The 26,726-nt window shown below is 37.6% G+C and carries 25 protein-coding genes; 13 read left to right on the top strand and 12 right to left on the bottom strand.

What is annotated here, in order from left to right; all coding sequences use genetic code 11:
• Nucleotides 1-225: 225 nt before the first annotated feature.
• From C9J48_RS11490 to C9J48_RS11480, 3 genes are all read right to left on the bottom strand, one after another.
• The gene (locus C9J48_RS11490) at nucleotides 226-897 is read right to left on the bottom strand and encodes a hypothetical protein (RefSeq protein WP_036802664.1); all 672 of its coding nucleotides are present in this window, start codon (nucleotides 895-897) and stop codon (nucleotides 226-228) included.
• Nucleotides 898-1,217: 320 nt separating this feature from the next.
• Nucleotides 1,218-1,730: a hypothetical protein gene (locus C9J48_RS11485; protein ID WP_006229640.1), complete on the bottom strand. Its 513-nt coding sequence runs from the start codon at nucleotides 1,728-1,730 to the stop codon at nucleotides 1,218-1,220.
• A gap of 93 nt (nucleotides 1,731-1,823) precedes the next feature.
• Complete coding sequence (locus tag C9J48_RS11480; RefSeq protein WP_036803007.1) at nucleotides 1,824-2,519, bottom strand: nitroreductase family protein; 696 nt, start codon at nucleotides 2,517-2,519, stop codon at nucleotides 1,824-1,826.
• Nucleotides 2,520-3,064: 545 nt separating this feature from the next.
• Between C9J48_RS11480 and C9J48_RS11475 the strand changes: the two genes are divergently transcribed.
• Nucleotides 3,065-3,763: a hypothetical protein gene (locus C9J48_RS11475; protein WP_242610804.1), complete on the top strand. Its 699-nt coding sequence runs from the start codon at nucleotides 3,065-3,067 to the stop codon at nucleotides 3,761-3,763.
• A 230-nt stretch (nucleotides 3,764-3,993) separates the two neighbouring features.
• Here C9J48_RS11475 and sgrT read toward each other — a convergent pair whose 3' ends face one another.
• On the bottom strand, nucleotides 3,994-4,146 hold the full coding sequence (gene sgrT / locus C9J48_RS27895; protein WP_006229643.1) for a glucose uptake inhibitor SgrT: 153 nt from the start codon (nucleotides 4,144-4,146) through the stop codon (nucleotides 3,994-3,996).
• Nucleotides 4,147-4,238: 92 nt separating this feature from the next.
• On the opposite strand from sgrT, the gene sgrR reads away from it, so the two are divergent.
• Nucleotides 4,239-5,939 carry an HTH-type transcriptional regulator SgrR gene (sgrR, locus tag C9J48_RS11470; protein ID WP_006229644.1) on the top strand — a complete coding sequence of 567 codons (1,701 nt, stop codon included), beginning with the start codon at nucleotides 4,239-4,241 and terminating at the stop codon, nucleotides 5,937-5,939.
• Nucleotides 5,940-5,958: 19 nt separating this feature from the next.
• Here the strand turns inward: sgrR and C9J48_RS11465 are convergent, their stop codons facing one another.
• Nucleotides 5,959-6,561: a protein-tyrosine phosphatase family protein gene (locus C9J48_RS11465; RefSeq protein WP_006229645.1), complete on the bottom strand. Its 603-nt coding sequence runs from the start codon at nucleotides 6,559-6,561 to the stop codon at nucleotides 5,959-5,961.
• A 269-nt stretch (nucleotides 6,562-6,830) separates the two neighbouring features.
• Between C9J48_RS11465 and C9J48_RS28240 the strand changes: the two genes are divergently transcribed.
• Nucleotides 6,831-6,962 carry a hypothetical protein gene (locus C9J48_RS28240; protein WP_006229646.1) on the top strand — a complete coding sequence of 44 codons (132 nt, stop codon included), beginning with the start codon at nucleotides 6,831-6,833 and terminating at the stop codon, nucleotides 6,960-6,962.
• 97 nt (nucleotides 6,963-7,059) lie between these two features.
• Here the strand turns inward: C9J48_RS28240 and C9J48_RS11460 are convergent, their stop codons facing one another.
• Together C9J48_RS11460 and C9J48_RS11455 are read right to left on the bottom strand one after the other, a co-directional pair.
• The gene (locus C9J48_RS11460; RefSeq protein WP_006229647.1) at nucleotides 7,060-8,259 is read right to left on the bottom strand and encodes a D-alanyl-D-alanine carboxypeptidase family protein; all 1,200 of its coding nucleotides are present in this window, start codon (nucleotides 8,257-8,259) and stop codon (nucleotides 7,060-7,062) included.
• Nucleotides 8,260-8,348: 89 nt separating this feature from the next.
• Complete coding sequence (locus tag C9J48_RS11455) at nucleotides 8,349-8,807, bottom strand: hypothetical protein (RefSeq protein ID WP_006229648.1); 459 nt, start codon at nucleotides 8,805-8,807, stop codon at nucleotides 8,349-8,351.
• 247 nt (nucleotides 8,808-9,054) lie between these two features.
• On the opposite strand from C9J48_RS11455, the gene nhaD reads away from it, so the two are divergent.
• A complete protein-coding gene (gene nhaD / locus C9J48_RS11450; protein ID WP_006229649.1) occupies nucleotides 9,055-10,485 on the top strand; it encodes a sodium:proton antiporter NhaD in 1,431 nt (476 codons plus the stop codon).
• 231 nt (nucleotides 10,486-10,716) lie between these two features.
• On the top strand, nucleotides 10,717-11,364 hold the full coding sequence (locus C9J48_RS11445; RefSeq protein WP_006229650.1) for a hypothetical protein: 648 nt from the start codon (nucleotides 10,717-10,719) through the stop codon (nucleotides 11,362-11,364).
• A 55-nt stretch (nucleotides 11,365-11,419) separates the two neighbouring features.
• On the opposite strand, the gene ltaE is transcribed toward C9J48_RS11445, so the two are convergent.
• On the bottom strand, nucleotides 11,420-12,427 hold the full coding sequence (ltaE, locus tag C9J48_RS11440) for a low-specificity L-threonine aldolase (RefSeq protein ID WP_006229651.1): 1,008 nt from the start codon (nucleotides 12,425-12,427) through the stop codon (nucleotides 11,420-11,422).
• 220 nt (nucleotides 12,428-12,647) lie between these two features.
• On the opposite strand from ltaE, the gene C9J48_RS11435 reads away from it, so the two are divergent.
• Nucleotides 12,648-12,950, top strand: a complete 303-nt coding sequence (locus C9J48_RS11435) for a hypothetical protein (protein ID WP_006229652.1) — start codon at nucleotides 12,648-12,650, stop codon at nucleotides 12,948-12,950.
• A 422-nt stretch (nucleotides 12,951-13,372) separates the two neighbouring features.
• On the top strand, nucleotides 13,373-14,212 hold the full coding sequence (locus tag C9J48_RS11430; protein WP_006229653.1) for an isopenicillin N synthase family dioxygenase: 840 nt from the start codon (nucleotides 13,373-13,375) through the stop codon (nucleotides 14,210-14,212).
• A gap of 99 nt (nucleotides 14,213-14,311) precedes the next feature.
• On the opposite strand, the gene C9J48_RS11425 is transcribed toward C9J48_RS11430, so the two are convergent.
• Nucleotides 14,312-15,718 carry an amidohydrolase gene (locus C9J48_RS11425; protein WP_006229654.1) on the bottom strand — a complete coding sequence of 469 codons (1,407 nt, stop codon included), beginning with the start codon at nucleotides 15,716-15,718 and terminating at the stop codon, nucleotides 14,312-14,314.
• A gap of 205 nt (nucleotides 15,719-15,923) precedes the next feature.
• Nucleotides 15,924-17,261, bottom strand: coding sequence for an MATE family efflux transporter (locus C9J48_RS11420; protein WP_006229655.1), 1,338 nt, complete (start codon nucleotides 17,259-17,261; stop codon nucleotides 15,924-15,926).
• Nucleotides 17,262-17,708: 447 nt separating this feature from the next.
• Between C9J48_RS11420 and C9J48_RS11415 the strand changes: the two genes are divergently transcribed.
• The 5 genes from C9J48_RS11415 (at nucleotide 17,709) to C9J48_RS11395 (ending at nucleotide 23,297) form a co-directional block, all read left to right on the top strand.
• The gene (locus C9J48_RS11415; RefSeq protein WP_006229656.1) at nucleotides 17,709-18,395 is read left to right on the top strand and encodes a VC0807 family protein; all 687 of its coding nucleotides are present in this window, start codon (nucleotides 17,709-17,711) and stop codon (nucleotides 18,393-18,395) included.
• A gap of 305 nt (nucleotides 18,396-18,700) precedes the next feature.
• Nucleotides 18,701-19,156, top strand: a complete 456-nt coding sequence (locus C9J48_RS11410; protein WP_006229657.1) for a hypothetical protein — start codon at nucleotides 18,701-18,703, stop codon at nucleotides 19,154-19,156.
• Nucleotides 19,157-19,250: 94 nt separating this feature from the next.
• The gene (trxC, locus tag C9J48_RS11405) at nucleotides 19,251-19,685 is read left to right on the top strand and encodes a thioredoxin TrxC (RefSeq protein ID WP_006229658.1); all 435 of its coding nucleotides are present in this window, start codon (nucleotides 19,251-19,253) and stop codon (nucleotides 19,683-19,685) included.
• A gap of 164 nt (nucleotides 19,686-19,849) precedes the next feature.
• Nucleotides 19,850-20,764: a cation diffusion facilitator family transporter gene (locus tag C9J48_RS11400; protein ID WP_006229659.1), complete on the top strand. Its 915-nt coding sequence runs from the start codon at nucleotides 19,850-19,852 to the stop codon at nucleotides 20,762-20,764.
• A gap of 991 nt (nucleotides 20,765-21,755) precedes the next feature.
• Nucleotides 21,756-23,297, top strand: a complete 1,542-nt coding sequence (locus tag C9J48_RS11395) for an EAL domain-containing protein (protein WP_006229661.1) — start codon at nucleotides 21,756-21,758, stop codon at nucleotides 23,295-23,297.
• 286 nt (nucleotides 23,298-23,583) lie between these two features.
• On the opposite strand, the gene nagZ is transcribed toward C9J48_RS11395, so the two are convergent.
• Nucleotides 23,584-24,588, bottom strand: coding sequence for a beta-N-acetylhexosaminidase (gene nagZ / locus C9J48_RS11390; protein ID WP_006229662.1), 1,005 nt, complete (start codon nucleotides 24,586-24,588; stop codon nucleotides 23,584-23,586).
• Between the two features lie 396 nt (nucleotides 24,589-24,984).
• Between nagZ and C9J48_RS11385 the strand changes: the two genes are divergently transcribed.
• Entirely contained in the window at nucleotides 24,985-25,470 is a 486-nt protein-coding gene (locus C9J48_RS11385) for a DUF1097 domain-containing protein (RefSeq protein ID WP_006229663.1), read from the top strand.
• Nucleotides 25,471-25,588: 118 nt separating this feature from the next.
• On the opposite strand, the gene C9J48_RS11380 is transcribed toward C9J48_RS11385, so the two are convergent.
• On the bottom strand, nucleotides 25,589-26,524 hold the full coding sequence (locus C9J48_RS11380; protein ID WP_006229664.1) for a precorrin-2 dehydrogenase/sirohydrochlorin ferrochelatase family protein: 936 nt from the start codon (nucleotides 26,522-26,524) through the stop codon (nucleotides 25,589-25,591).
• Nucleotides 26,525-26,726: the final 202 nt, after the last annotated feature.

Raw genomic sequence — 26,726 nt, 5'->3', positions numbered from 1 at the left:
ACGGTATATACTAGTATTTATAAAATATGAAGTGAGTATGACGATTATGTGAATGTTGTATATCGTCGATTTATTAGTATAGAAAGGTGATGAAGTATGAATGATAGAATATATTCTGCACCAAAAGTAAAAAAGTTAGTGAAAGATATATCAGAAAAAACAAAACAGAAACACCTAAAACGCCAAGGTGAAGCGCCCGAATCAGAGTAGAGTCGGGTCTATGTTTTACTCGGGTTTATTTATTTTGGTATAAATTAGACGGTTTTTAATCGTAGCTAACGTTTTAACATCAAATTGAATATCTGTTAGCTGTGGGTTTAACTCGTAGAAAAGGACTTCGTCACGGGCTTTATTATAGCTATGTAAGAAGTAACCGTAACCGCTGGGGAATTTCAGATTCCATAATTGACTTTCAGCAACACGACTTTTTGCAATAAACTCGCCAATGTAGCTGGCACTAGCCGCAGTTATTTCAAATGTTAGTGAAAGATCATCATCTGTTTTTTGTGTAAACGTTTGATTACCATTTGAACCTTTAATTGTGACTTGAAATATTTCATACTCGCCAACCGGCAATGGTAAGGTAAACAGCTGTCCTATTTCCTTTTCATTTTTAAAATCAAAGTTTTTATTTTCATTCGTTAACGTTATTACTTCATTTTCAATATCATCGTCACTCATTAGAATTGGGCTTCTAATGCTGGTTTCTCGAATATGTAACGTTGTAATTAAGGTCTCGCCAGTTGATGGCCAAACGGTTGTTGCGCCAAGAGTACCGACAAGAAACCCTATAGATTGATTCTGTGTATCAGTATATTTATCAGGTATAGAGACCTTCAAACCAGAACTACATCCAAGCAGCATTAAACTACAAAAATAAATAAACAAATATCTCATGACACATTCCTTGTTGTGCTGATTTTACTTTCCTAACCGTAATTATACTTTTTCTTGGGCGTACACGAATACTTGACATTTTACTGGCTCAGTAATAAGTATTCCATAACTTATTATTGAATATATGCTACAGAAGTGTTTTTTAGTTAATGATATTTATGAGATATACGTTTAAACGGGGGATGCTTTGCACTAAAAACAAAATAATAGTCGAAATATTGGTGTTCTGAATGGGGAAAGAGAGTAATAGGAGGAGGAAAAGCGCGATCTATATATGATTATTCGCGACTTTTACTCAATAAAATGTGTATAAGAGAACGCTATTTTTGTGTGACGAAAAACTGACTATCTTGATCCGCAAGCGCTAACAGGTGATTTTCCATCATCTGCATTAAATTAGCTTTATTCGAAAGAGGAAAGGCCATGACATCAGAAACTAGAGTGCACAGACCTTGCTCTGTTTCTTGGCGGAAAATCATTCCGCATGCTGCTGGTTTACCTTTATGGAAACCTACATACAGATGTGCAGGTGAATCATTTTCAAACATAATTTGTGTTAGATATTCAAAAACGGCCTCTTTTTCACTCTCATCTTCCCACTGACTAGCAAGAATCATTGAAAATCGTATAGTAAGAGGGTGGCAGTCAACACGATAATAGGTTAGTTCTGAGTCTGAATTGCTTGGAATCGTTGATAATAATTGGGTTGATAGTTGTTTTAATCGGCTCTGATAAAGATCTAACCCTTTTTCACTTAAAGGTGTTGGGAACTCAGCATCTGTAATGTGACTTGCCATCCAACTATTCTTTAACTCGGTGATTTGTTCAATCATAAACTGCTTATCATAGATTCTTAAACATAGAGAATCATACCTTACCGTAAATAAATTCAATAAGGTATGGATATTTATATAAAGGGTAACTTCTTAATGGTTAATGATGACATCTTGATTATTAACCCGGTGACGCTCACCATAGATCCCTTCCTCAAGGCGTTTACCGCAGCTTATTATCATTGTTATCTCTGCTGCTTTAGGTAAGCCTAATAGCTGCTTTGCACGTATTGAATCAAAGCCTTCCATTGGGCACGTGTCATAACCTTCTGCGCGCATTGCCGTCATAAAGGTCATAGCGGCTAATGAACTACTTTTATGAAGGCATACACGTACATCTGCTTTACTGACTTCTCGTACCATTGGTTTATTGCGACCAAGGAAGTAACTGATGGCTTTACGGACTAATCCAAACAGGCCAAAGCGATCGTTGTTATATACAAATGGGATTAGTTTTTCATAATATTTAAGGGCGCGTTTCGATGTTTCATCTTCTCTACCATCGAATGCCTCGCGTATTTGATTGGCATTCATCGCTGCTCTTTTTTTCCATTTGTACGGCGTAACAACAAAGGCTACTAATTCATTCGCTGTTTTTGCTGCATTTTGTCCCATGCAATATGATGCGAGTGTCATACGTTTATCATCACTGACAACGCGATGAAATTCCCAAAGTTGCATGTTAGAGCTATTGGGCGAAAGCGTTGTGAGGGTTAAGGCTCGAGCAACGGCATCATGATCAAAATTAGCTGTTTGATCATACTTTCGAACAGAACGACGGCTATGCATTAGCGTTGAAAAAACATCAGCTTGTTGGTTTTGAATTTGTTGACTTTGGTTGAGTGAGTTATTCATTTTAAGCGTGTCAGTATTTAATGTATTTTGGGTATTTATCGTTGCATCAGCATGGGTACAGTCAGTCATATTCTTTCTGTCGTTTTAAAGCATAAAGGGCTTTCTACCGAGTATGGCGTGAGAAATCAAGTAAATCAGCGATTAATGTACAGCTCCAATGATCGGTAATTTATCTACATCCATGTGAGTAACAATATGCAAAGAATGACATAACGTTCGTCTTGATAACGAAAGTGTAGCGTGACTATTTAAAAAATTAATGACCATTTACTTACCAATATTGATGTAAGAAAGACTAAATATAGAGTTTTAGCTTTAATTTTATGTCTATAAATCGTCATAGAAAGGGTTTAGCATGTAACGTTAAGGTATTAGTTGCATAATCTGTTTGATGGCGTGCTGCAGAGTGCTATTTTGATATTTTATGCCGAGTACGCTGTGTTAGTTCTATTTTTATGCAATGTAGTTACGTATTTTAGTTGTTAGAAATATTATTGATATTGCCAGTTATTTTATTAGGGAATTCTTACATGGATGCAGAATTGAAAGATCAAACATTTATAAATTCATTATCAAATAATCCATTTTTGAGTAGCTACAACAATACTCTTTCTGTGCTGAAAGAGTTTGAGGTTGCTATGGCTGAAAAAAGTATGGCTCCTAAAAGCGGATTAATATTTCCGTTTGATGCGATGAATCACGCTCACAATACAATGTTTGATGCATGGCGTGTTGTGATGGGGCTAGGTACTCAGGCTGAAGTGAAATTAGTTAAACAGTATGAAGCTGAAAAGCAGCAAGTCAGTAGTGAAGATGCGATTTACCAAGAATCAATTAAGATCTTAAAAAAGAAAATTATAGAAAATAGAAATCAATTTGAAGCACACAATTTAACATTGGATAAAGCTGTAAAAGCAAAGCAAGCTGCGCAACGTAATGCTCGAAAGCAAAAAGCAGAATTTGAAGAAAGTGCAAAAAAAGTGCAACAGCTTAATAGTGAATTAAGTGATTCGTTAACACATGGAAAAGAACTTGAAGGGGCTAACAGTGCATTGCAAGCACAGGTTAATACGCTAACTGAGGCACTTAATCATGTTCAGAATACAGAACAACAGCAAAATGAAGAGATTATTCGACTGCAAGCTGTTTGTGATGAATTAACAAAAGACAAAGTATAATGTAATGGCACTGCCGTTATTTGAGCTTATTGATTAATCATCATTGCAACATATCTAAAGTGTCTTTAACTCACATTAACTGAGTTAAAGGCGCTTTACTTTTAGCATGGAATAAAATAGCCAGCTACAAGAGCTGGCTGAAAGGTGTGAGTTATACAGAATGATTTACAGTCTCTAACCGCTCAGGAGTAACAGCTTTTGGGGGAAAGGTTACTGTGTATTGTTATTCGTTAGAAATGCGACTGGTATTCTTTAGCATCAATTTTATCAATATCCCATTGGCATACCGAGCGAAGTATCGCTAAGCGGTGTTCTTGTTTCGGTAAGTATTTATGATCGAACTTTTTACTGTTCATGAAAAACTTCCAGAAAAAACTTTTCATAATTTATGTCCTATTGTTTTTATTCGGGTCTATTTTTACGTTAAAATAGGAAGGTTAAAACAGAAGAAAACCATAAAGAAGGTTCCCCTTTTATGACAGGTCAACGCCTCAAGTTACAATTTCAACGTTTGTACAATCACTTCTCTGGTGAGGATAGTGAAACGAACTTACAGGTAATAGCTGAAGTTCTATTTTGTACTCGACGTAATGTGCGTATGGTCATGAATAAAATGGTCGAAAAGGGCTGGATTGATTGGGAACCAGCAGTAGGGCGTGGGAAAAAGTCACGCTTAAAATTTCATAGCAGTGACAGTGAGTTACAGGTTTTACATGCAAGAAAACTTGTCGCGGAAGGCAAGTTAGAACCTGCTTTGGCTGCACTTGATCACAATGCAGATAAACTCGTACTGTTGATTCAAGAGCAATTGGGTGTAACAACTCAAAAGGGTAAGCAGATTGTCCGGCTTCCTTATTACCGCCCCTTTAATAATATTAACCCTCTTTTGCCATTACGACGGTCTGAACAGCACCTTGTTCGTCAGATTTTTAATGGGTTAACTCGGATTAATGAGGAAAAAGAGGAAGTCGAAGGGGATTTAGCGCATCACTGGGAGGCGTTAACACCTAGGCATTGGCGTTTTTATATTCGCCCAGCAGTTCGGTTTCATGATGGCAAGCTTTTGGAAAGTAAAGATATTATATCAACGCTTGAGCAAGTTAAAACTCATCGACTTTTCAAGCATATAAAAGGGATAGATTCACCGTTCCTTAATGTGATTGATATTCACCTCAGTAAAGATGATTTTCGTTTAGCCGATTTACTCACGAATATACTTGCAATGATTCAACCTTCTGATGCGTTACAACGCCCAGATTATAAACTTTATCCTGTTGGTACCGGCGCTTATAAAGTGGCGATGAATGATAAACAACGTCTTAAATTAGAAGCGTTTGATCAATATTTTGGGCTTCGTGCGTTAATTGATATGGTTGATATCTGGATTTTATCCGATTTTACTGCTTGTTATCTTAAACCAACAACGGACGTGAATACTTTTGAGTTAACCAATGTATCTTCACGCCTAAAGCTAGATGAAGGGTGTAACTATTTATTGTTTAACCGTAATTGCGGGTTGGCGAATAACCGTGAATGGGCTGAGTATTTTCAATCTCGTTTAGCGCCTATTAATATTTTACGGCTACTTGAGCTGGAAAAAATTGGTGACTTTCGATTAAACAACGCTTACGGCTTATTGCCAGGGTGGATGCACGTATTATCAGTACCTGTTGTTGAATCGGCACCAACAAAACGTACTGTAACGCTGGCTTATCCTCAAGAGCATCCGGTTTATCCTCATGTAGCAGAAACAATAGGAAAGCTATTCGCTGAAGATGGAGTTAAGCTGAAAGTTATCGAACAAACATCAACGGATATATTATTGGGTAAGCATACCGATAAGATTGATATTTGGTTGGGGGGGATGAGCCTGAGCAATTACCGTAACGATGCAATACTACCCTGGATCTATAATTTCGGTCATATATCGCGTGTAATGCCAAAAGAAGAGTTTGATACAATTGAGCGGGATATAATGGCATGGAGAGCAGATAAAGATGGTGAATTTCCTGCCCAGCAAATAGGGACAAAGCTCGTTCACAGCGGACAAATACTCCCTTTATTCCATAATTGGTTAGGTGTCGATAGTTCGGGGACCATCCAAGGAATGACATCTAATTCGATGGGGTGGTTTGATTTTAAATCAGTATGGATGCGACCAGAACTTGATGAATAGGCAATAAGCTTTAAGCTAATTATGTCAAAGTGGTTAGTGTGTTTTTATCGCTTACCGAAGTATCTGATGTGGCCTTCTGCAAAATACCTTTTGAAATATTTAGTAAAAGGTTTTCGTGTAAATAATTGATATATGCTAAGTGTGCTTGTGGTTCAAGTGCACTTGGTCTTACCGAAATTACTTCTTCTGTAGCCTTTTCAAAGGTGACACCGCGTTCTAGCTGTAGTCGTATTGCAACCAAGCTTGTACGAGAGGAGCCGCGTTGACAATGAATAATCACCGACTTGTTATTATCTAACTGTTGATGAATAAAAGGGCTGATTGCCTGCCAGCGTTCTTCAACGTTATTTTCTACTAATTCTTGTTGTGAGTAATTGTCTTGTAATGACAAATGAAACCAAGCCATACCAGCCTTTATCACATGAGACTCAATTGCGTCTGTATCCAATTTTTCCATTTCTTCCTTAGACAATAAAGAAAGAATGGCAGAAGCACCCCAGCGTCTGAACTCTACTAATGATTCAATAACATCAGCATCTTTAGTACCAGGGCAAGGCGTTAAACCAATTTTTGCTTGTGAACGACCTGCTGTAATTGACCATATTGGGTGTACTATTACCATGATATTTCCTTTGTACTTTTAGGTTGTAAATAAATAGTGATGTATTGTTCTTTTCTTGCGGGCAATAGTTGCATTGCAATAAGGCATTTTTATTACATAGATTTTATTTGGTGGCCTTTCATACAGAAATCACATTTCATCAAACTACCATTCTTCATTCACGTAATCGTCACTTTTACTGCTTATAACAATAATGAAGACGACATTCAGTAGCACTTGTTGTTTTATATTCAGCAATAAGCCATATTCAGTATTAGTAAGGAAATATTATGTTTGATGATGAAGCTAATTTTAATTATGTTGAAGATAATGCATGGGAAGCTCTAGATTCTGATTTTAGTGGGTCAGATTTTGATGATTGGGCTGATTATGATGAAGCAGATATAACGTTTGATGATTAAGTAATAATAACGGATTCAAGTACTGTGATATTTCTATGCCACCCAGTAAACTAATAACACTGGATGGCATTCGTTATTTTAAGTGAGCAGCGTTAGGCTATTTCTCTGGTTCCCAGTCTTGACTGGAAAACCATTGGCTAATTGGCCGCCAGATTGTATCAACGGCAGCACCATACCAAGGGGCTTCTTCAACATTTTCAATCGCGATAATAGGTTGAACAATGAGTATTTCTTCATCTAAGTACCATTCGATTTTACCAACTTGCTCGCCTTTAGAGATCGGAGCTTCAAGGTTATTATTATAAAATACCTTATGTTCAAGGTTCTTACGTTGTCGGCGAGGAACGGTGATTATGCCACCATCACCTAGTTCTACCGACACTTTTGATGGCGATCCGTACCATACTTTTATTGGTTCTAGTTCTTTACCATCAAACGTTGGGGTAAGGTCTTGATAGAAGCGGAAACCCCAAGTGAGTAATTTTTTACTTTCTGAGCGTCTAGTTCCTGTACTTTTAGTTCCCATTACGACGGCAATGAATCGTTGGCCGCTTTGTTCCGCTGATGATACTAAACTATAACCAGCTTTCGATGTATGGCCTGTTTTTACACCGTCTACATTTAAGGTGGTATCCCATAATAGTCCATTTCTATTTCCTTGTTTTATATCCTGAAAGGTGAATGACTTTTCCTTAAATAGCCCGTACATTTCAGGTAATTCTTTGATTAATGCTCTGGTTAAAATCGCCATGTCGTAGGCGGTTGTAAATTGTTCGTCAGCATCTAAACCATGTGGGTTAGTGAAATAGGTGTTTTGCATGCCAATGACTTCAGCCTGACGATTCATCATTTCAATAAAAGCTGCTTGGTGACCCGCAACATGCTCGGCTAACGCGACTGTAGCATCATTACCCGACGAAATAATCACACCTTTATTGAGTTGGTCGACAGTTACATTATCACCAATGTTTAAAAACATCTTAGATGAACCAGGAAACTTTTTACCCCAAGCATTCTCACTGATGATCACAAGATCATCATTATTGATATGCCCTGCGTTTATTTCTTTACCCACCACGTACGACGTCATTATTTTCGTTAAGCTGGCAGGGGCCAATGGTTCGTTTTCATTAAAACTAGCGATGACTTGGCCTGATTCATAGCTCATTAATAACCAAGCTTTTGCGTCAATTACGGGAGGTGAAGGTAAAACATCAGCGCTTGCCGAGAACGGTAGGCTGGCCATAGTGACAAGAGTAAATAGAGAGAGATGTTTTAAAATAGTTGTTTTTATCATTGCTCTATTTTCCTTAAGTAGCAATTAATTAGTGCTACTTTTAGCTTAGTAAAAACTTGCGAACTGTATGAAAAATTTACTCAATTGATTTAATCATTACGATAGACAAGATTTAAATTGTTTTGCCCTTCCATAAAAGTAACGTGCAGATTAATGAGTTGAATACTTTCTTGCTGCCATTTTTTTTCTTGCTGAACTTGGCAAAATTCCACCATTACTACAATAATGCGATCTATTTTTTTAAGGCTCCATCGTTTTATATCATCACTGTGTGAGGGGTGACATAGCATTCCTTGTAACTTTGCATATGCAAATTGTAGGTAGGAAAATGCTTTTTCTGGCTCGCCTTGATCTTGGTAATAGAGACTTAAACGTTGGCAAGCGTCAAACCAGTATGCAAGAGCCTCACTGTTCATATCTGAATCAACATTATCAAAAAGAGCGCTAGGTGCTAGATTTACATGATCGATAAGTATTTTAATATTTTGACTTTGATTAGGCTGAAACCAAATTTTAATCCCATCTAACCAATAGCTTATTTCTGTCATAAACTTGTCCTTTCTTACGTCATTTAATTATTCCCTCTGATAAATAGTTTGGCTCAAATTTTGATAAACAGTTAAGCCTTAAGGGGAGATTTATCATAATGGCGCTCGAAAGCCATACAAAGCTACCGTGTTTGATGTGGTGGATGTGTAAGTGTTTTTGTGGCTTGTAGGTTTACCTCACGTTAATGAAATGTATATTTATGTAGAATTTAACCAGTTACTATTTCTCAGGGAGTTGAGAGCAGATATGAAAATCCGAGCTTTTATATTTATCATTTTAGGGATAGCTTTTGCACCTCCGGCATTTGCGGTTGACTCTTCTATTGATTTAACACAATCAACAATTGGTTATGCTTCACTGATTATTTTTGGTTTGGCTTATTGTTTGGTTATGGGGGAAGAGTATTTACAATTACGTAAATCAAAACCTGTTTTACTTGCCGCTGGCTTAATCTGGATGTTGATTGGTTATGTATTTCAACAACAAGGGCAAATTGATGTCGCAAAAGCAGCGTTAGAGCATAACTTACTTGAATACTCAGAATTACTGTTGTTCCTTTTAGTGGCAATGACGTATATCAGTGCAATGGAGGAACGCCGTTTATTCGATGCTTTACAGGCTTGGATGGTGAGCAAAGGATTTAATCTTCGCACTTTATTTTGGCTTACCGGTATTCTCTCTTTCTTTATTTCACCGATAGCAGATAACTTAACGACTGCGCTGTTAATGTGTGCGGTAGTGATGAAAGTCGGTGGAACCAATACGAAGTTTATTAACCTCGCGTGTATTAATATTGTTGTCGCTGCTAATGCTGGTGGTGCGTTTAGTCCATTTGGTGATATTACAACCTTAATGGTTTGGCAAGCTGGGTTGGTGTCTTTCAATGAATTTTTAGCGTTGTTTATCCCTTCTGTTGTGAACTACGTTATTCCTGCATTTATTATGTCTTTCTTCGTGCCTAAAATTCAACCTGACGCATTAAGTGAACATGTTGAATTGAAACGTGGTGCGCGTCGTATTGTATTTTTATTCTTATTAACCATTGCAACGGCTGTTGCCTTCCATGGTGTACTACATTTCCCACCAGTAATAGGCATGATGATGGGATTAGCGTATTTACAGTTTTTTGGTTTTTTCTTGCGCAAAACGCTACCAAGTTCACTAGCAAAGAAAAAAGCCCATGCGTTAGAAGTACATGATGAAGCGGCACTTAAACGATTAGGATCAGTGGTTCCATTTGATGTCTTTAAGCGTGTTTCTCATGCCGAGTGGGATACACTACTGTTTTTCTATGGCGTTGTAATGTGTGTTGGTGGCTTAAGCTTACTAGGGTATTTAGGGTCAGTATCTGAAGTTATGTATTCAGAATGGAATCCAATTTGGGCGAATATTGTTGTTGGTATTCTGTCGGCAATTGTTGATAACATTCCTGTTATGTTTGCGGTTTTAACTATGATGCCAGATATGTCGATAGGTAATTGGTTATTAGTAACATTAACCGCTGGTGTGGGGGGGAGTTTACTGTCAATTGGTTCGGCGGCTGGTGTGGCTTTAATGGGCGCAGCTCATGGTAAATATACCTTTTTTGGACATTTGAAATGGATGCCTGTTATTGCAATAGGGTATGTGCTCAGTATTGTTGCGCACCTTATGATTAATGGTGCGTTATTTACCTAATACCTCGTTGTGTTCGAGTGTTTAACATCGAAAAGCTGGGTAATTTGACTCAGCTTTTTTTAATTGTTACCACTGGTAAATTTGGGTTGTCTATCACTTTTTCGCATTAAGACTATAATTGATTAGGGATTTTTGTTTTCTTGTATGTCATGTTCTATTAAATGATCGGTATCAGCTGGTTATTCTTACATTTGAATTGTGCCGCAAGTTTTTATGCTGAAGGAATTGCATATGAAAAAATTGGAATTGTTATGTGTTGGTACTATTCTACTCAGCCCGTTACAGTCAGTTGCCGCAATGGATCTTGCGACAATATTCCGTATGCCAACGTTTAAGCTTGGTATAGCAAGTGGGACGGGAAGTGTTGAAATCTCAGATGGGAATACGCTAGAAGACGTTAAATTTAAATCTTCATCTTCAATATCACCATTAATTACGTTGATTCAATCGCCTTATTATTTTAATGATAAAACGCGTTGGGGATACCACACTGAAATAAATGCTCGTTATTTCAAGTTAGATTATGATGATAAAAGCAGTGACTTTGTTGATGGTGAACTTGAAGGTTATTCCGCATCTTTAACGCCCGTATTATTTTATCAATGGGGCCATAAAAAATTGTGTGGCTCATGTCGAAGCTGGCGAGTAGAGATTGGGGCAGGTGTTAACTATTTATATTCAGATGGCGATGTAAAGAATATAAATGGAGATAAAACAGACTTTTCAAGTTCTGGCTTCGGTTTTAATTCACATGTGGGTACGGTGGTGAATTATCATCAATGGGAGTTGGGTTTAAGGCTTGTAGTTCCAACGCGAATTGATGATGAAGTAAAAGCACGGCACGCTTTATCAAACGTGAGTGTTGCATACCGATTTTAATTAAATACCAAAGAGATGAGCATTAAAACTATGTCTCATCTCTTAGTTAATTATATTATAAAGCGCGCTTTAACGCCGTTATAAAGGTATCGATGTCTGCTCGGCTTATATCTAAATGAGTGACTAAACGCATAGGGTTCCCCGCGCTAAATAAGATACCTTGCTCTTTTAAGTTATCAACTAACTGCTGTTGATTGATAGTTGAGTCAACCTTAGCAAAAAGCATATTCGTTTGAACATGTTCAAGGTTAACTGAAAAACCGTTAACCTTTGCTAATTCTTGTGCAAGATAACGGGCGTTGGCATGATCATCAGCTAAACGAGTAACATTTTCTGTAAGGGCTATTTTTCCTGCTGCCGCTAAAATACCAGCTTGGCGCATACCGCCACCCAATACTTTTCTCCAACGACGTGCTTTGGCTATTAACTCATGGCTGCCTAGTAGCAATGACCCAATCGGTGCTCCTAACCCTTTTGATAAACAGATTGTCATTGAATCGAAGTGTTGCGAGATCTCTTTAATGTCGACATCTAATGCTACCGATGCGTTATATACGCGAGCGCCATCTAAATGCAATTTTAAGCCGTGCAGATTTACAAATTCACGTGCTTCTTTCAAATATGATAACGGCAGTACTTTACCATTAATGGTATTTTCAAGGCTGAGTAGGGTAGTGCGTGCAAAGTGAGGATCTATTGGTTTAATTGCAGCTTTTAGTTTATCAATAGAAATTGAACCGTCTTTTTCATTTTCAATAGGTTGTGGCTGAATAGAACCTAATACTGCTGCACCACCACCTTCAAACTTATAATTGTGTGCTTGCTGGCCGCAAAGGTACTCATCACCACGTTCACAATGTGCCATTAAACCTAATAGGTTTGCTTGCGTACCTGAACTACAAAAAATAGCCGCTTCAAAGCCATGGCGTTCTGCTGTCCACTGTTCCAAATCATTTACTGTAGGGTCATCACCATATACATCGTCGCCGACAGGGGCTTTCATCATTGTTTCCAGCATTGAAGCTGATGGGCGTGTTACTGTGTCTGAGCGAAAATCAATCATAATATTTACTTCCTTTTATATTCTTCTGACTATATCACTCAAACATAGAATTTTACTACGGAATAAAAAGTCTTGGATTCTTGTCTTACAGTGTAATTGCAGTCCATTTTTGTGAGGAATATATGTGTATTTATTGTGAATATTTATTGAGCATGCCTGATTTTCACTACACTTAAGGAGCCTTGATAGGTTAGGTATAACTCAATTTGGAGAGAGGAATATGTTAGCTGAATATCGAGAATTTATTTTACTTGATAGCAGAGCCCGTCACGCCAATATATGTATCATTCCCACAGGTGTGCTAGAAGTCAGTATTCAAGATGAAGATGATAAGATGCAGGCAGAATTTGCTCAACTGTTGTTCAGCTCTACGGGGGAAAAAACAGAGCTTGTTTGTCGAAATAGTGTGAGTAGTGATGATGTTAACTGGCATTTGGAACTATCAAATGCTGATGCAAGAGAACTATCAATGCTAATTGAACTCGCTGAAGAAGAGTTTGAAATTTTAATGCGAGATTTGTAAGTGTTAAGACATTCTACATTGGTTTTATCATTGTGATTTGGATGTAATTCTATGGCTATTGGCTATTGGCTATTGGCTATTGGCTATTTGCTATTGTGCCCTACGTATTATGTAGGGTTTTTTCATTTTACATACATATTGGTGGTATGAAAGGCATCCATTTTGTCTAAACATTACTTAACATAATGATTTGTCAGATTTAATGTTTATTCACTTCAGTGATGTGGCGTAAAGCAAACGTTTGGCTGTTAGAAGTGTTTGTTTCTTGATGTAAACAGACTGTTTCCTGAGATCTTGCTTATTTAACCTTGTTAGTCTGCTTGTTAGCCAATAGAATTCATTTAATTAAAAAATTGTGTAATATTTGTTGTATGTAAAATGTACGCATATACCTATAAAGTCAGCCAAAGAAAGAACATACTATGAAATTGGAAGCGGTAGATTATACGGCAGATAATGCCGAAGAACTTTTTGTTGAGTCTTTACGAAATACTGGGTTTGGTGTGTTGAAAAACCATCCTATTCAACAGAAACTTGTTAGTGCTATTTATGAAAACTGGTATAACTTTTTCGCTAGTGAAAACAAAGATGCTTTTCGTTTCAATGTAGAAACTCAAGATGGTTTCTTCCCTTCCGAAATTTCTGAAACGGCAAAAGGTCATACCCAAAAAGATATAAAGGAATACTTCCATTACTATCCTTGGGGTCAGTGTCCTGAAGCGTTAAAAGAAGAGCTTCAAAACTATTACGATGAAGCGAATAAACTTGCTGGTGAGCTATTGTCTTGGGTAGAAAAGCACTCTCCAGAAGATGTAGCTAATAAATATTCTCAGCCTCTTTCAAGTATGGTTGAAGATAGCTCTCAAACGTTATTGCGTGTACTTCATTATCCACCATTAAAAGGGGATGAAGAATTGGGTGCAATTCGTGCTGGTGCACATGAAGATATTAACTTATTAACTATCTTACCTGCTGCAAATGAGCCTGGCCTTCAAGTTAAATCTAAAGAAGGTGATTGGTTAGACGTGCCGTGTGATTTTGGTAATTTGATCATTAATATTGGTGACATGCTGCAAGAAGCTTCTGGTGGTTACTTCCCGTCTACAACACACCGTGTTGTGAATCCAGATGGTGCAGATAAAACCAAATCACGTATTTCTTTACCTTTGTTCCTTCACCCTAAGCCAGAAGTTGTTCTATCTGAGCGCTACACAGCGAATGAATACTTGATGGAGCGTTTACGTGAGTTAGGTGTTATTTAAGTTCTTGTGTATTATATAAAAAAAGAGCCAATAGGCTCTTTTTTATTTTGAGTCATTATTCGATGACCATTTGTTCTTAAAGAGTGTTAAAGAAGGGGATTACTGAACCACTTCACCACTTTCTACAACTGTTTTACGTACCTTATCGGCAAATTCTAATGCTTCTTTACGGATAGCCGTTTCGTCAACAGTCAGCATATTACGGTCTTCCATCAGTAATTTACCGTCAACGATAGTGTGTTTTACGTTAGTCGCATACGCAGAGTAAACTAGAGCAGAATATGGATTGTAAACAGGGACCATATTAGGTGCTTTAGTATCAATTACGATAATATCTGCAAGCTTACCATTTTCAAGAGATCCAATGGTGTCTTCCATATGCAATGCACGGGCTGCACCAATTGTTGCCATTTCGATAACGTTTAATGGTGGCATCGCTGCGCGATCATGATTAACCAATTTATGCACTTTTGCTACTTGGTTGAATTCATCAATCGTACTTAATGTGTTACCAGACATCGGGCCATCAGTACCTAAACCAACACGAATACCTTGCTCTTGCATTTTAATAACGGGTGCAACGCCTTTAGCTGATTTGATATTTGCACTCATATTATGTGCAACACCTACATCATGTTTTTTGAGTAAAGCAATATCATTGTCGTCGACATTGATTACATGCGCACCAATAAGGTTGGGCGTTAAAGCGCCAATGTCAGCCATGTAAGCAACAGGTGATTTACCACCACTGCGTTCTGCAATCACTTCATTTTCACGGTCAGATTCAGCTAAATGAATCATTACAGGTACATCATGTTCTAATGATAGCTTTGTGATTTTTTGAAGTATTTCAGTAGTATTTGTATAAGGTGCGTGAGGGGCAAAAGCCGGTGTAATACGAGGATGGTCTTTATATTCTTCAATAAAGTTCAGTGCGTACTGAATGCCTTCTTCAGCATTCGCCGCATCAGCAACAGGGAACTTAATGACGGATTCACCTAAGATAGCGCGCATGCCAATTTTATCGACAGTTTTTGCTACTTCATCTTCAAAATAGTACATGTCAGCGTATGTGGTTACGCCACCTTTTACCATTTCAACGTTACCCAGTTGTGCGCCAATACGTACCATATCACGCGACACTAGTTTCTTTTCTAATGGGAATATATAACGGTGTAGACGATCTGGCACATCATCGGCTAGCGAGCGAAATACCGTCATCGAAACGTGTGTATGTGTATTAATTAGCCCTGGCATTACGATATCGCCATCAGCATCAATTATTGTTTTTGCTTGATAGTCTTCTATATCTTTACCATCAGTTACCGCAACGATTTTATTACCTTTAACCGCAACAAGGCCTTGGTCAAATACAGTTCTGTCTTCGTTCATGGTTAGTACAGTTGCATTTTTAATTAATAAATCTACTTTTTCTAGAGCCAAAGCAGATGTGCTAGCAAGGGTTGTAGCTGCCAGTGATACAGCAATAAGCGTTTTTTTAAACATCGATAACTACTCAGAGTCGACAAAGATGACGCTGATAATACGCATTCAGTCGTCGTTGAAAATTAGTATTTTGTAGCTTACTAATAAAACGTGAGCAATATCATATTTTTGTTGCGTCAAATTCAGTTTTACGAAAGACTTTACCGATATTACGAACAGCGAAACGATTGCTTCGGTATATTGTTCGTAATATCGGCATTTGTTCTTATTGCTTCTTTAACGCGTAAATCATCCAACTTGTCAGTATTGCGCTGCAAATGGGTAAGGCAACCCAAACACCATTTACGCCAAAATACTTAGCGAGTACGAAGATAAAAACTGAAATGAAAATTAGCTTTCCACCTGTGAGTATCGATGCTTCTTTCGCTTTGTTAATTGATTGGAAGTACGTAGCACCAACGAGTAATAACCCTTCCATTGGCAATCCCCAGAAATAACGGTACATACCATTAATTGCTTCAGGTTTAAGCGTAGGGTTATCCCCCGCAAACAGGTATACCACCCAATCGGATAAACCATAAATAACCAAGAGACCAATTAACGCAATAAAGAGTGTTACGCCGAATGCGATATTGCGCGCTTGAATTACGCGAGCATGAAGTCCTGCACCTGTGTTGTAACTGGTGATGGGTTGAATGCCGAGCGCAATGCCTTCAAAAATCAAATAGAAGAAAGCTTCCGTATAGCTAACGATGCCATAAGCAGCAACATGAATTGCATCACCAACCCATAGAAATGCTTTATTGTGCAGAACCAGTACAACCGATAGGTATAAGTACATTAGTAAGCTTGAAGTACCCAGTCGTAATATCTGAATTACGGTATCAAGCTTTAAGTAAATACTGTCCCAGCCAATGCGTAGCGTGCTTTTATCGCTAAAAAAGTGTTGTAAGCAGAGTAGGCAAGTTGCTGCTTGAGAGAGCATAGTCGCAATAGCAGCACCCGTTAAGGCGTAAGGAAAAACAACGATAAGCAACCAATCTAAAACGATGTTAAATATACCACCGAATATCATAATATAGGTGACACGCTTGGGTTGGCCGTCGTTTCGCAAAAGTGATGAAAACGCCATAGAGATAACGGCAAATGATCCCATCAAGAAATACCAGAATAGATAATCAGACGCCATTTCAAGAATCAGACCCTCGGCACCGACCCAAAGTAGAATATCTCGGCCATACAACAGACCGATAACACAGAGTAACGCTGAAGCCAAAATGCTGAGAATGAGCGCATTCCCAACGATTTTTCGTGCTTGGGCGGTATCATTTTGTCCTAACTTTATAGATACAAGCGCTGACGCCCCCATACCAATCATTGCACCAACGGCATAAAGCGTTGAACCAATAGGGTAGCCAAGCATAATAGCCGCTAGCCCTTGTTCACCAATAAAATGCCCAACAAACATCCCATCAATGGCAACATAGATGCCCGTAACAAGCATTGCGGCGATGGTTGGCAAGGTATAACGCCAAAACAAACTAAAAATGGATGCATCGCGAAGTGATAATGGTTGCGAGTTATTAGATGCTGTAATTGACATAAAGTACTTCTATGTTGAGCCGAATAATAGTTTGTATAAACAGACATCCCAGTTTGTAACTTGGGTATAGTCTAATGCTTACTTAACAGATTGATATTATTGAGCACGGTAGTGAATGTGACTTAAGATGTCGATTGTTTTTGTTAAAAAAGGCCGTTTAGTCGAGTATTTACCACATGGTTCAGCATTATGAATGAGGCGTTTTATTCTTTAGGCATTGTTATACCTTCATAAAGTTGCTGCTGACGTTTTGTGGTATTTACAACTACAATGCTTAAAGAGCAACAGATCTTAGCTATAGACTAGCGTTCATGCTGTGTTTTGCTTCATTTTATGACTCGTTTAAAGAGGTGCTTCATGCTTTGTAACGCTCTTCTTCTTTACAGCGCGTAAAAATAGCGGAACAATGGGCAAGAATTAATGTTTAAGTAATGTTAGAAAGAGATTATGGCTGAAAAAAAAGCAAACCCATTTAGTGATTTAATCTTTAACATTATCATTCCCTCTGTGGTTTTGATGAAGTTGAGTGGTGATGAATACCTTGGATCTGTAGGTGCACTGGTTGTAGCATTAGCATTTCCAATTATATTTGGTGGTTATGAACTCATTAGATATAAGAAATTCAATTTCATTTCGTTACTTGGCTTCGTTAGCGTGTTACTCACGGGTGGTATTGGACTGCTAGAGCTTGATACCAAGTGGCTAGCGATTAAAGAAGCATTTATCCCTGGGCTAATTGGTCTTGGTGTGTTCATTTCAACTTTTACTAAATATCCAGTAGTGAGTAAGTTACTGTTAAATGAGAAAGTACTTAATTTACCGACCATCAAAGAACGTCTTGCTGAAACAAACCAGCAAGCTAAGTTTGATCGTTGTTTAATGCAATCAAACTACTTGTTTGCGAGTACATTTGTTTTTTCATCAGTTATGAATTACATACTTGCAACCGTTATCGTCACTAGCCCTGCAGGTACAGCAGGCTTTAATGAAGAGTTAGGTCGTTTAACATTGATGAGTTATCCCGTAATTGCGATTCCATCAATGTTGATGATGATGGGGATTTTCTATTTTGTTTGGCGTCAGATTCGCCAAATGACACAGCTTGAAACAGAGCAAATATTCAATACAAAATAGTAGAAACGACACAGTAGCTCTATTGTTTAAACGAGATAACCGGAATCGAAAGGTTCCGGTTTTTTTGTGCGAGCAAATTGAAGCTTAAAATAGAAGGTGAAAAATCGTTACTTATTAGTAAGGGGAGAGTAATAACGTGTTCAATAACATATGATTATGATAAATAATGAGTCACTCAATATTTAAATTTCTTGCCCCAAAAGTAAGAATTATTAAGGGAAATCATACTTTTTAGTGGAAATCGTCGATACTTATTAAATCAGTTTGGTTTGGCATTGGATGCTCTTAACTTTTTGTGGTGTGTTATGAAAGCGTATTCTTTTTTTTTCTCATTTTTTCTGGTTGCTTGCAGCTCTCAACCTCATGAAAATAATCGTTTAAGCCAACAGAGTCAGTTTATAGAAGAGGAATGCAATAGCCATTCTGTCTCCAATCTTTCCGTTTCCTTTGATAAATTTATTAATGAAAGGCAACGTGAATTGGTGATATTAAAACCAGAAATAACGACAGAAAATTATAACCAGCTCAATTTTGCTTTAAAGGATTTCTCTAATCATTGGGCTCTACTTCGAACAGAAAGAGATATGGCATGTGAGCAGTTAGCGACTTGTGTCTACGACAAAACCAAAAATTATAAAAACCAAGATTATTCCGTCGACGTTTGTGAAAGCAATAATTTTAAATATAATGTTAGTCGAGCAAAACTGCTCACCTTCTACAACGACCTTGAGCGGATAGAATTGCAAAGGCTGGAGGAATAAAGACTTGATGCGCTTGTGCAAGGTCAGTATTGTTTAGGCATTAAAAATGAATAAGCACTTATACCCAGCGATGGCGAGTGCGATGGAAATATAAATGAAATTAATTACTGTTGATTGCCCACACTGTAATAAAGCAAATGCGATCTCACCGCAATCACTGTCTAATACGGTCTCTTGTGAATATTGCCGAAAGCCGTTACTTGACGGGAAACCTGTTGAGGCTAATACACAAAATTTCGACAAATTGGTTTTAAGCCCAAAGCCTGTCGTTGTCGCATTTTGGGGGCCTAATTGTTCTCCGTGTAATACATTTAAACCAATTTTCGAAAAAGTAGCCTCTGAACGTCAGTCAAAACTACGTTTTTTACGTGTTAATAGTGTACAAAATAAAGCGATTGCGACTAAATATAGAGTCCGCGGTGTACCTACCGTTATAGTGTTTAAAAAGGGTAGGCAGCAAGCAGTATTGAATACGGGATTAAGAAAGAAGGAGTTCTGCCAATGGCTAGACGATGCACTACAGTTGTAATGGCCCACAGTCATACCTAAAAAGATGATGCTTCTAACGTTTTAATGGTACAAATGCCATATTCAGTTACATTTTACTAACAAGCAAAATTAGTGTTACTGTGGAGTAACACTATGAACAACAACTCTTCTTTAATCAATGAAGAGAGTTAGCTGGAGGAATTTATGACTATTAGTCGTAAAATTAGTAAAGAGCGAATGGCATTAAAGTTATCTTTAGCTGGCACTGTTTTAGTGGCAAGCTTAGGTATTGGCTACGGACTTTATGTAGATTCAAATGCAATTTTACTTGATGGTATGTTTTCACTTTTAAGTATGGGGATGACTGGATTAAGCCTTTATACTGCATATCTAGTAACAAAACCTGATGACAAACAATTTCAATTTGGTTATGCCCATATAGAGCCACTTATTAATGTAATTAATGGCTTACTTATTTTAATTACTTGTCTATTTGCATTTTTAAGTGGTGTAAAGACTATCATTGATGGTGGGCATGAGATCGTCTTAGAGCATGCATTGATATATGCGGTGCTTTCTACAATCTGCTGTTTTGGTATTTATTTTGTTGAAACATCTATCGCTAAAAGTGTTGATTCAGAGCTTGTTAAAGTCGATTCTCAGGAATGGCTAGTTGATGGTATTTTGAGTGCAGCCATTTTAGTGGGTTTTATTTTAGTACTCACATTCGATTCTATGGGGTATACCCGCTGGAACGCTTATATCGATCCGATTTTAGTTTCAACTCTTTCTATCGCTGCTTCAATATTGCCGATCAAAGTATTACGCCGTAACTTTAAAGAGGTGCTATTAGTCGCACCACAAAACAAAGCACAACGTCATGTAGATCGTACAATAGAAAGGCTCTCAAAAGCATACCGTTTTGATGGATATACACATCACCTTGCTAAGACGGGTCGGCAGTATGATCTTGAGATTAATATCTTAGTGAAAGATGACTCGTTATGGACGACAAAGCGCCAAGACCATATACGTCAAATCATCTGGGATGAGTTATCTGATGATCTGGGCGAAACATGGTTATCTGTTAGCTTTACAGGTCAAGAGCGGTGGTTGTAATATTGGTCGGTGAGGTAACCTAGACAACTGCAAAATACGGCGAAAGCCGTATTTTAGTTTTCAGTATGATATTTTATGTAACGATAAGTTACAGTTCACGGCGTGGCAAATAAAACAAAAAAAGATATAACAATCAAATGTTATGCAGGTCTATTAACGTTATAAAAATGAGATTGTTTGTTCTAGATCATTAATATATTTAATGTACTTAAAAAAGTTTTTCTTTTGCTATAATTATATTGATATTTAATATGATAGAATAGGTATTGTAAGTCATTTAATATGATTGAATTAAAGTTCTGTATTCGAGATGTTAAAATTAGTGGCTTTGAATTGATATTTTTTCGTGCAAATATCAATGAAATGGGGTATCTTCCCCTGCCTCTTTAAAATGTTTTGTTACAAATGACTTTGAGGCAACGTAAATAAATTTAACTAACAGCCATGTTAGTGACTTATAACTGCGACCTTATAGGTGTTTTATGGAAATCATTTTAGTTTTAGCCTTTATCATCGGTGCTGCTTTCATCATCGTAAAAGAAAAAAAGTGTACTAAAGGAATTGATCGTTCTCGTGATGCCCTTTAAAAGATAAGGCGCTGCTCTAAGCGCTTTCTATTCCTTTCTCGTATGATTTATCGTCAATTAATTCGCTGCATTCCTTTCTGTTATTCCTCTATAGAATTATTTAACTGTTATATTTATCAAACGGTTACGATAAATTTGACACTTTTTTTTCGTTGAGAATTTTATTGTTAGAGTCGTGATCTATATCGCATACATATTCAAGTAATCGCTTGTTTCTCAGCGCGGGAGTGAATAAAGTGAGTCAATTATTATGATTGAACTCAATAGTTATTCGTTAACAAGTTATTGAGACGATGGTGCTTTGCTAAGTAAGGCATGATTACGAAGGTTCAAGAGCTATGTGTGTTAGTAATAAGTTGAGGGTTAAAGGTGTTAAAAAGGATGATTGGTTTAAAAAATGTAGAATGGAATTTTTATCACTCTCTCTCGTGGTAGGGTTAGCTTTTCTCTTCTCGTTATCTGCAAGCTTCTTTTCTCGTGTACAACTTTCTTATGTGATCAGCTCTGATTCTAAAGATCTTCTTAATACATATATGCTTAGAATTGATAATTATCATCCAATGATGAAAGGAATTTCTGATAATTTTCAATTTAATTGTAAAGCTTTAGATGACAATAAAATTCAACAAGTTGTTTATAACGATTACTTTATTCGCCGTATTACATTAACAACAAATGATGGCGAGCAGTGCACAAGCTTTAAAGGGGCTGGTGCAGAAAGTAAATTGTTACCATTAATTGATCAGCTGAGTACAAATCTTTCTTTGTGGGTAACCTCTGAATTAGGTGATATGGAAAACCTGCTGGTTGTAGAGTGGAAAGATAAACGAGGCTCAATGCTGGTCCATATGGAACCGTTGATTTTCGATATATTGACAAATAAATATTGTGATAATTGCGTGCTAAGTTCAATAACTTCAACTGATCACCCGGCAACATCGTTTTGGCGTGGTGATGCTTCTTTATTAGAGATAAAGCCATTAATGAGCTCTGAGTTTGCGAATAATCTTCGTATTGATACTTTTGTAAAACCTGAACTATTAGCAAAATATAGAGATGCACTATGGTTACCTTTATTTCTATTGGGCGGGGGGGTTGGTATTCTATTTATTGCGATACACCGACTATTTGATCGACGAAGAATGTCATTACATTCAATGGTTGAGCAAGGTTTAGTTAATAAAGAGTTTGTTCCTTACTATCAACCTATTGTGAATGTAACGAGCCAATCATTGTATGGTTGCGAAATGCTTGCTCGTTGGAAGCGACCGGGGCAAGAATTGATTTCCCCGATGGAATTCATTCCATATGTCGAAAAAAGTGGTCAAATATTACCCATAACAGAACAATTAATTAAAAAAGCAATTGATGAAATTGGTAAGCTGAATTGGCAAAACACAAAGCAGATTATTAGTATTAATGTGGTACCTGAACAATTAGAAAGTATTGAAATCATTGATCGTTCACTCGATTTATTAAGATTCTCAAAATTAGAGGCCACACAGTTAGCTTTTGAAGTGACCGAGCGTAAACCGTTTAACAATTTAACGATGGCATTTGATGTCATCGAATATCTAAGAGATAAAGGTATTGATGTGAAGCTAGATGATGCTGGTACGGGTTATGGTGGGTTCAGTTATATACAAGAGCTAAATATTAGAAGTCTTAAAATTGATAAAATGTTCGTTGAAAATATAGGCACGTCAGATATCAAATTATCTCTATTGGATTCGATTATTGCATTTGGTAGACAAGCCGGAATGGAAATGATTGCCGAAGGTGTTGAAACAAAAGAGCAGTCTGAATATTTAGCTGAACAAGGTGTGTATTTACAACAAGGTTACTACTTTGGGCGACCGATGGTATTTCGCGATTTTGCTTATTTCTGTAAAGGGATTGCCTCGCACCTCCCTTTAGCAGAGGAAGAGATACTACGTGTTGGGTAAGGAGTAGCGATGATTAATATATACCCAAGTCACCTCAAGATGCAGGATTCAGAGTGATATCAGCGTATTTAATTCAAGGAAAATGTGTGTAGAAGTGGCATTCCCTTTCAAGCACGTTTGACACAGAAGTAGATACGTTGAGTCACTCCCGAAGGGCGAGTTTTGTTGGGCTCTATGCGGTTCCAACGTAGAACGACTAGGTCTATAAATAAGTGCCTTGCCTAGAGTCCAACAAATCCTCGCCTTCAACTTTTTTATGCGAAAGTCTTTTTATCAAAATATGCAATTAACTGTGCTTTTCAAGCCACTCTACACTTAAGCGACTAATTTCTCGTTCAGTCTCCTTCCACATACTTGTTTTAATAAGTTCTTGATATTCACCTGTTGGTCGTTTTAACAGTGTATCCAGAATGGGTACATTAATTTGGGGCAGACCGTCTAAAGCCTGAATGGCACCATCTCGATTATTGCATAGCATTACCATGTCACAGCCAGCTTGCTGAGCCGCTATAGCGCGTTCGCTGTAACTGCCCATGACATCAGCACCTTTCATATTTAGATCGTCAGAAAATACGACACCTTTAAATTGTAAATCTTGGCGTAATACTTGTTTTAACCAGTAATCAGAACCACTTGCTGGTTTGTTATCATAAGCATCGAATACAACGTGCGCAGGCATCATTGCATCTAATAAGTTATTCTCAATAAGGTATTTAAACACGATCATATCGTGCTCTTTAATGTTCTCTCTTGAGTCAAACGGTGTTTCGAGATGAGAATCAGCAATAACACCGCCATGACCTGGGAAATGTTTCCCCGTTGTTGCCATGCCTGCTTGTTTCATTCCTTTAATAAATTGGCTAGCATATTTGATGATTTTCTTTGGGTCGTCAGAAAAAGCACGATCACCAATTGCCTTACAATCAAAGCCAAGATCCAATACAGGGGCAAGGCTTAGGTCGATATCCATAGCAAGTAATTCAGCAGCCATTAACCAACCCCCTTTTTTAGCGAGCTCAACGCCATTGTTATGTTGTTCGAATGCGCGAGCAGGAGGCAGCTGCGTGAATTCTTCACGAAAACGTTGTACTCGTCCGCCTTCTTGATCAACGGCAATAAGAAGGGGCTTAGCTGCCGTTTTACGAATGTCTTTGGTGAGAGCACGTAATTGAGCACGATCGTGATAGTTACGGGCGAAGAAGATGATTCCTCCCACTGTTGGGTGTTGGATTATTTCACGTTCTTCTGCATTAAGTTCATAACCTAATACGTCAAGCATTAATGGACCCATGGATGTGCTCCGAAATAGGGGGATATCAAAGATATGGGTAAATTACCACAGCCCGAGATATCCGCAATTTGAATTATGATTTACTGTGAAATAATTATTACTGAAAAGGTGTTAAATACAGTATTGATCTAAAGGTAAACATTGCCCTCACAGGTAATTATTGTGCTCACAGGTAAACACTGTGTTTATTGGTATAATTATGGTACCTTCTGGATTTTTACTGATTTGGTACGTTCCTGTTGATAAATACCGGCAAAGTGAGACTTACGTCAAATTAGCTCGAGATCATGTGTAACTAAAAGTCTATATGTGTGATCTTGATCTTATGTGGTTTTGGTCTTAAGGCTTACACTGTTTACAGATTAAGACTATTTTCTTTTGATATGAGATTACATCATGACGGTATTAGTAGCGATTGCGTTAACAACAGGTATTTTGTCTGGTATCTGGGGCTGGGTCGCCATTTCGCTCGGTTTGCTAAGCTGGGCAGGGTTTTTAGGCTGCACGACTTACTTTGCATCACCGAAAGATGGCGTGAAAGGCTTAGGGCTAAGTATTGTTACTAATCTGAGTGGTGTGTTTTGGGCAATGGTAATAATCCATCTCTCAAGTATGTTTAGTCTTGAAATTATTGGTTACGTTGTAACTGCTGTTGTTGCATTCATGATGTGTGTTCAGGCTAAGAAATCATGGTTAAATTTTATTCCTGGTACTTTTATTGGTTCTTGTGCAACATTTGCATCAAACGGTGATTGGCAGTTAGTTATTCCATCATTAATTTTGGGCGCTTTATTTGGTTATACCATGAAAACGTCGGGGTTATGGCTACATGAGAAGCTACAACATCCAAATTCCAATCTAACGGCAGCGAAAGCCGAGTAGATGTTCGAAACTTCCCCAATATAATTCAAAAAAATCCACTGAGTGTAACTGTTGCCGCATTTACGTTATTTAAATAATGTAAATGCGGTTTTTTTTATCGTTTTTTAGAAATAGACGGCTATAAGCAAGGCACAAACTGACCACCAAAGCTTGTGTTTAATGCTTTTAGTGATTCAATGTGGGTGCCTTTGGGGGCGAGTACACATACTCTTAAATCTTCATTCAGTAAGTGTTGCACTTTATTAACAACCATTTCATTAGAATAGCTTTCACGTTCAGCATCACGGCGACATAGGTCGACGAAAATATCATCTTTAGTTTCAGGAAATAGTACATATTCTGATTGTTGCATGAGTCGAAGGGCTTTTAATGACAGCATTTCTGCGTCATTACCCGTTTCAATAAGATACAAGTTACCTGTTTGCGAGGTATTGTTTTTAAGCAGCGAGGTAAACGCTGTTTCTAAATCACTTTCTGTCGCTGCATTCTCAACGGCTGGTAGTCGAAAATAAGCTTCCCAAAACTTACGTCTTTCATCTACGGTACCAAAGTATTGCTTAATGCGACTGCGTTGCTTTCCAGAATATGTTGCTAGCAGGCTCAAATTCTGAGGTAGTTGAGTTTCTAGTTTTTCTCGTATAAAACGCACCAAAACAGGTGAAGCACCACCACTAGAAACAGCCACCTGAATAGGGGTTCTATCGATCATTGATGGCGTAATGAAATTACAATAGTTTGGGTCGTCGACAACGTTGGTCCAGATGCCTAATGCGTTAGCGTCATTAAATACTTGGTGATTCAGTTCTCGCACATCTGTTGTTGCCCACACTTGATGAAAACCTATTACATCATTCGATTGATATTCTCTGCTTATGTAATTGAGCTTTTTGTTATCGACTAAGCGGGATAAGTGAGGATGCAACTTGGGCGATACAAGCGTGATATCTGCTTTTGCTTTCAGTAATAGGTCAGTTTTTCTACAAGCAACTTCACCGCCGCCAATAACTAAGATTTTTTTACTCTTCAAATTCAAAAAAATCGGGAAAAAATCCATTATATCTATGCTTCCTAAGTATTGTTTATGCTGATTGCGGCTAATGTTTGTGGCTATTTAAACCATTATTAAGCTATTTGTTATATATATCCAATTTTGAAATATTTTGAAACAAATTACTTTCAAAAGGTGTGTATTATTTCCTACCATTCAGCTTTCATTAAAGCCAAATTGTTACTTTATTCTTATTAAAAAAGTATAT

This window comes from Photobacterium profundum, assembly GCF_003026285.1.
Taxonomy (GTDB): Bacteria; Pseudomonadota; Gammaproteobacteria; order Enterobacterales; family Vibrionaceae; genus Photobacterium; species Photobacterium profundum.
The sequence above is the reverse complement of the archived record's forward strand: the minus strand, read 5'-3'. Positions and strand labels throughout refer to the sequence as shown.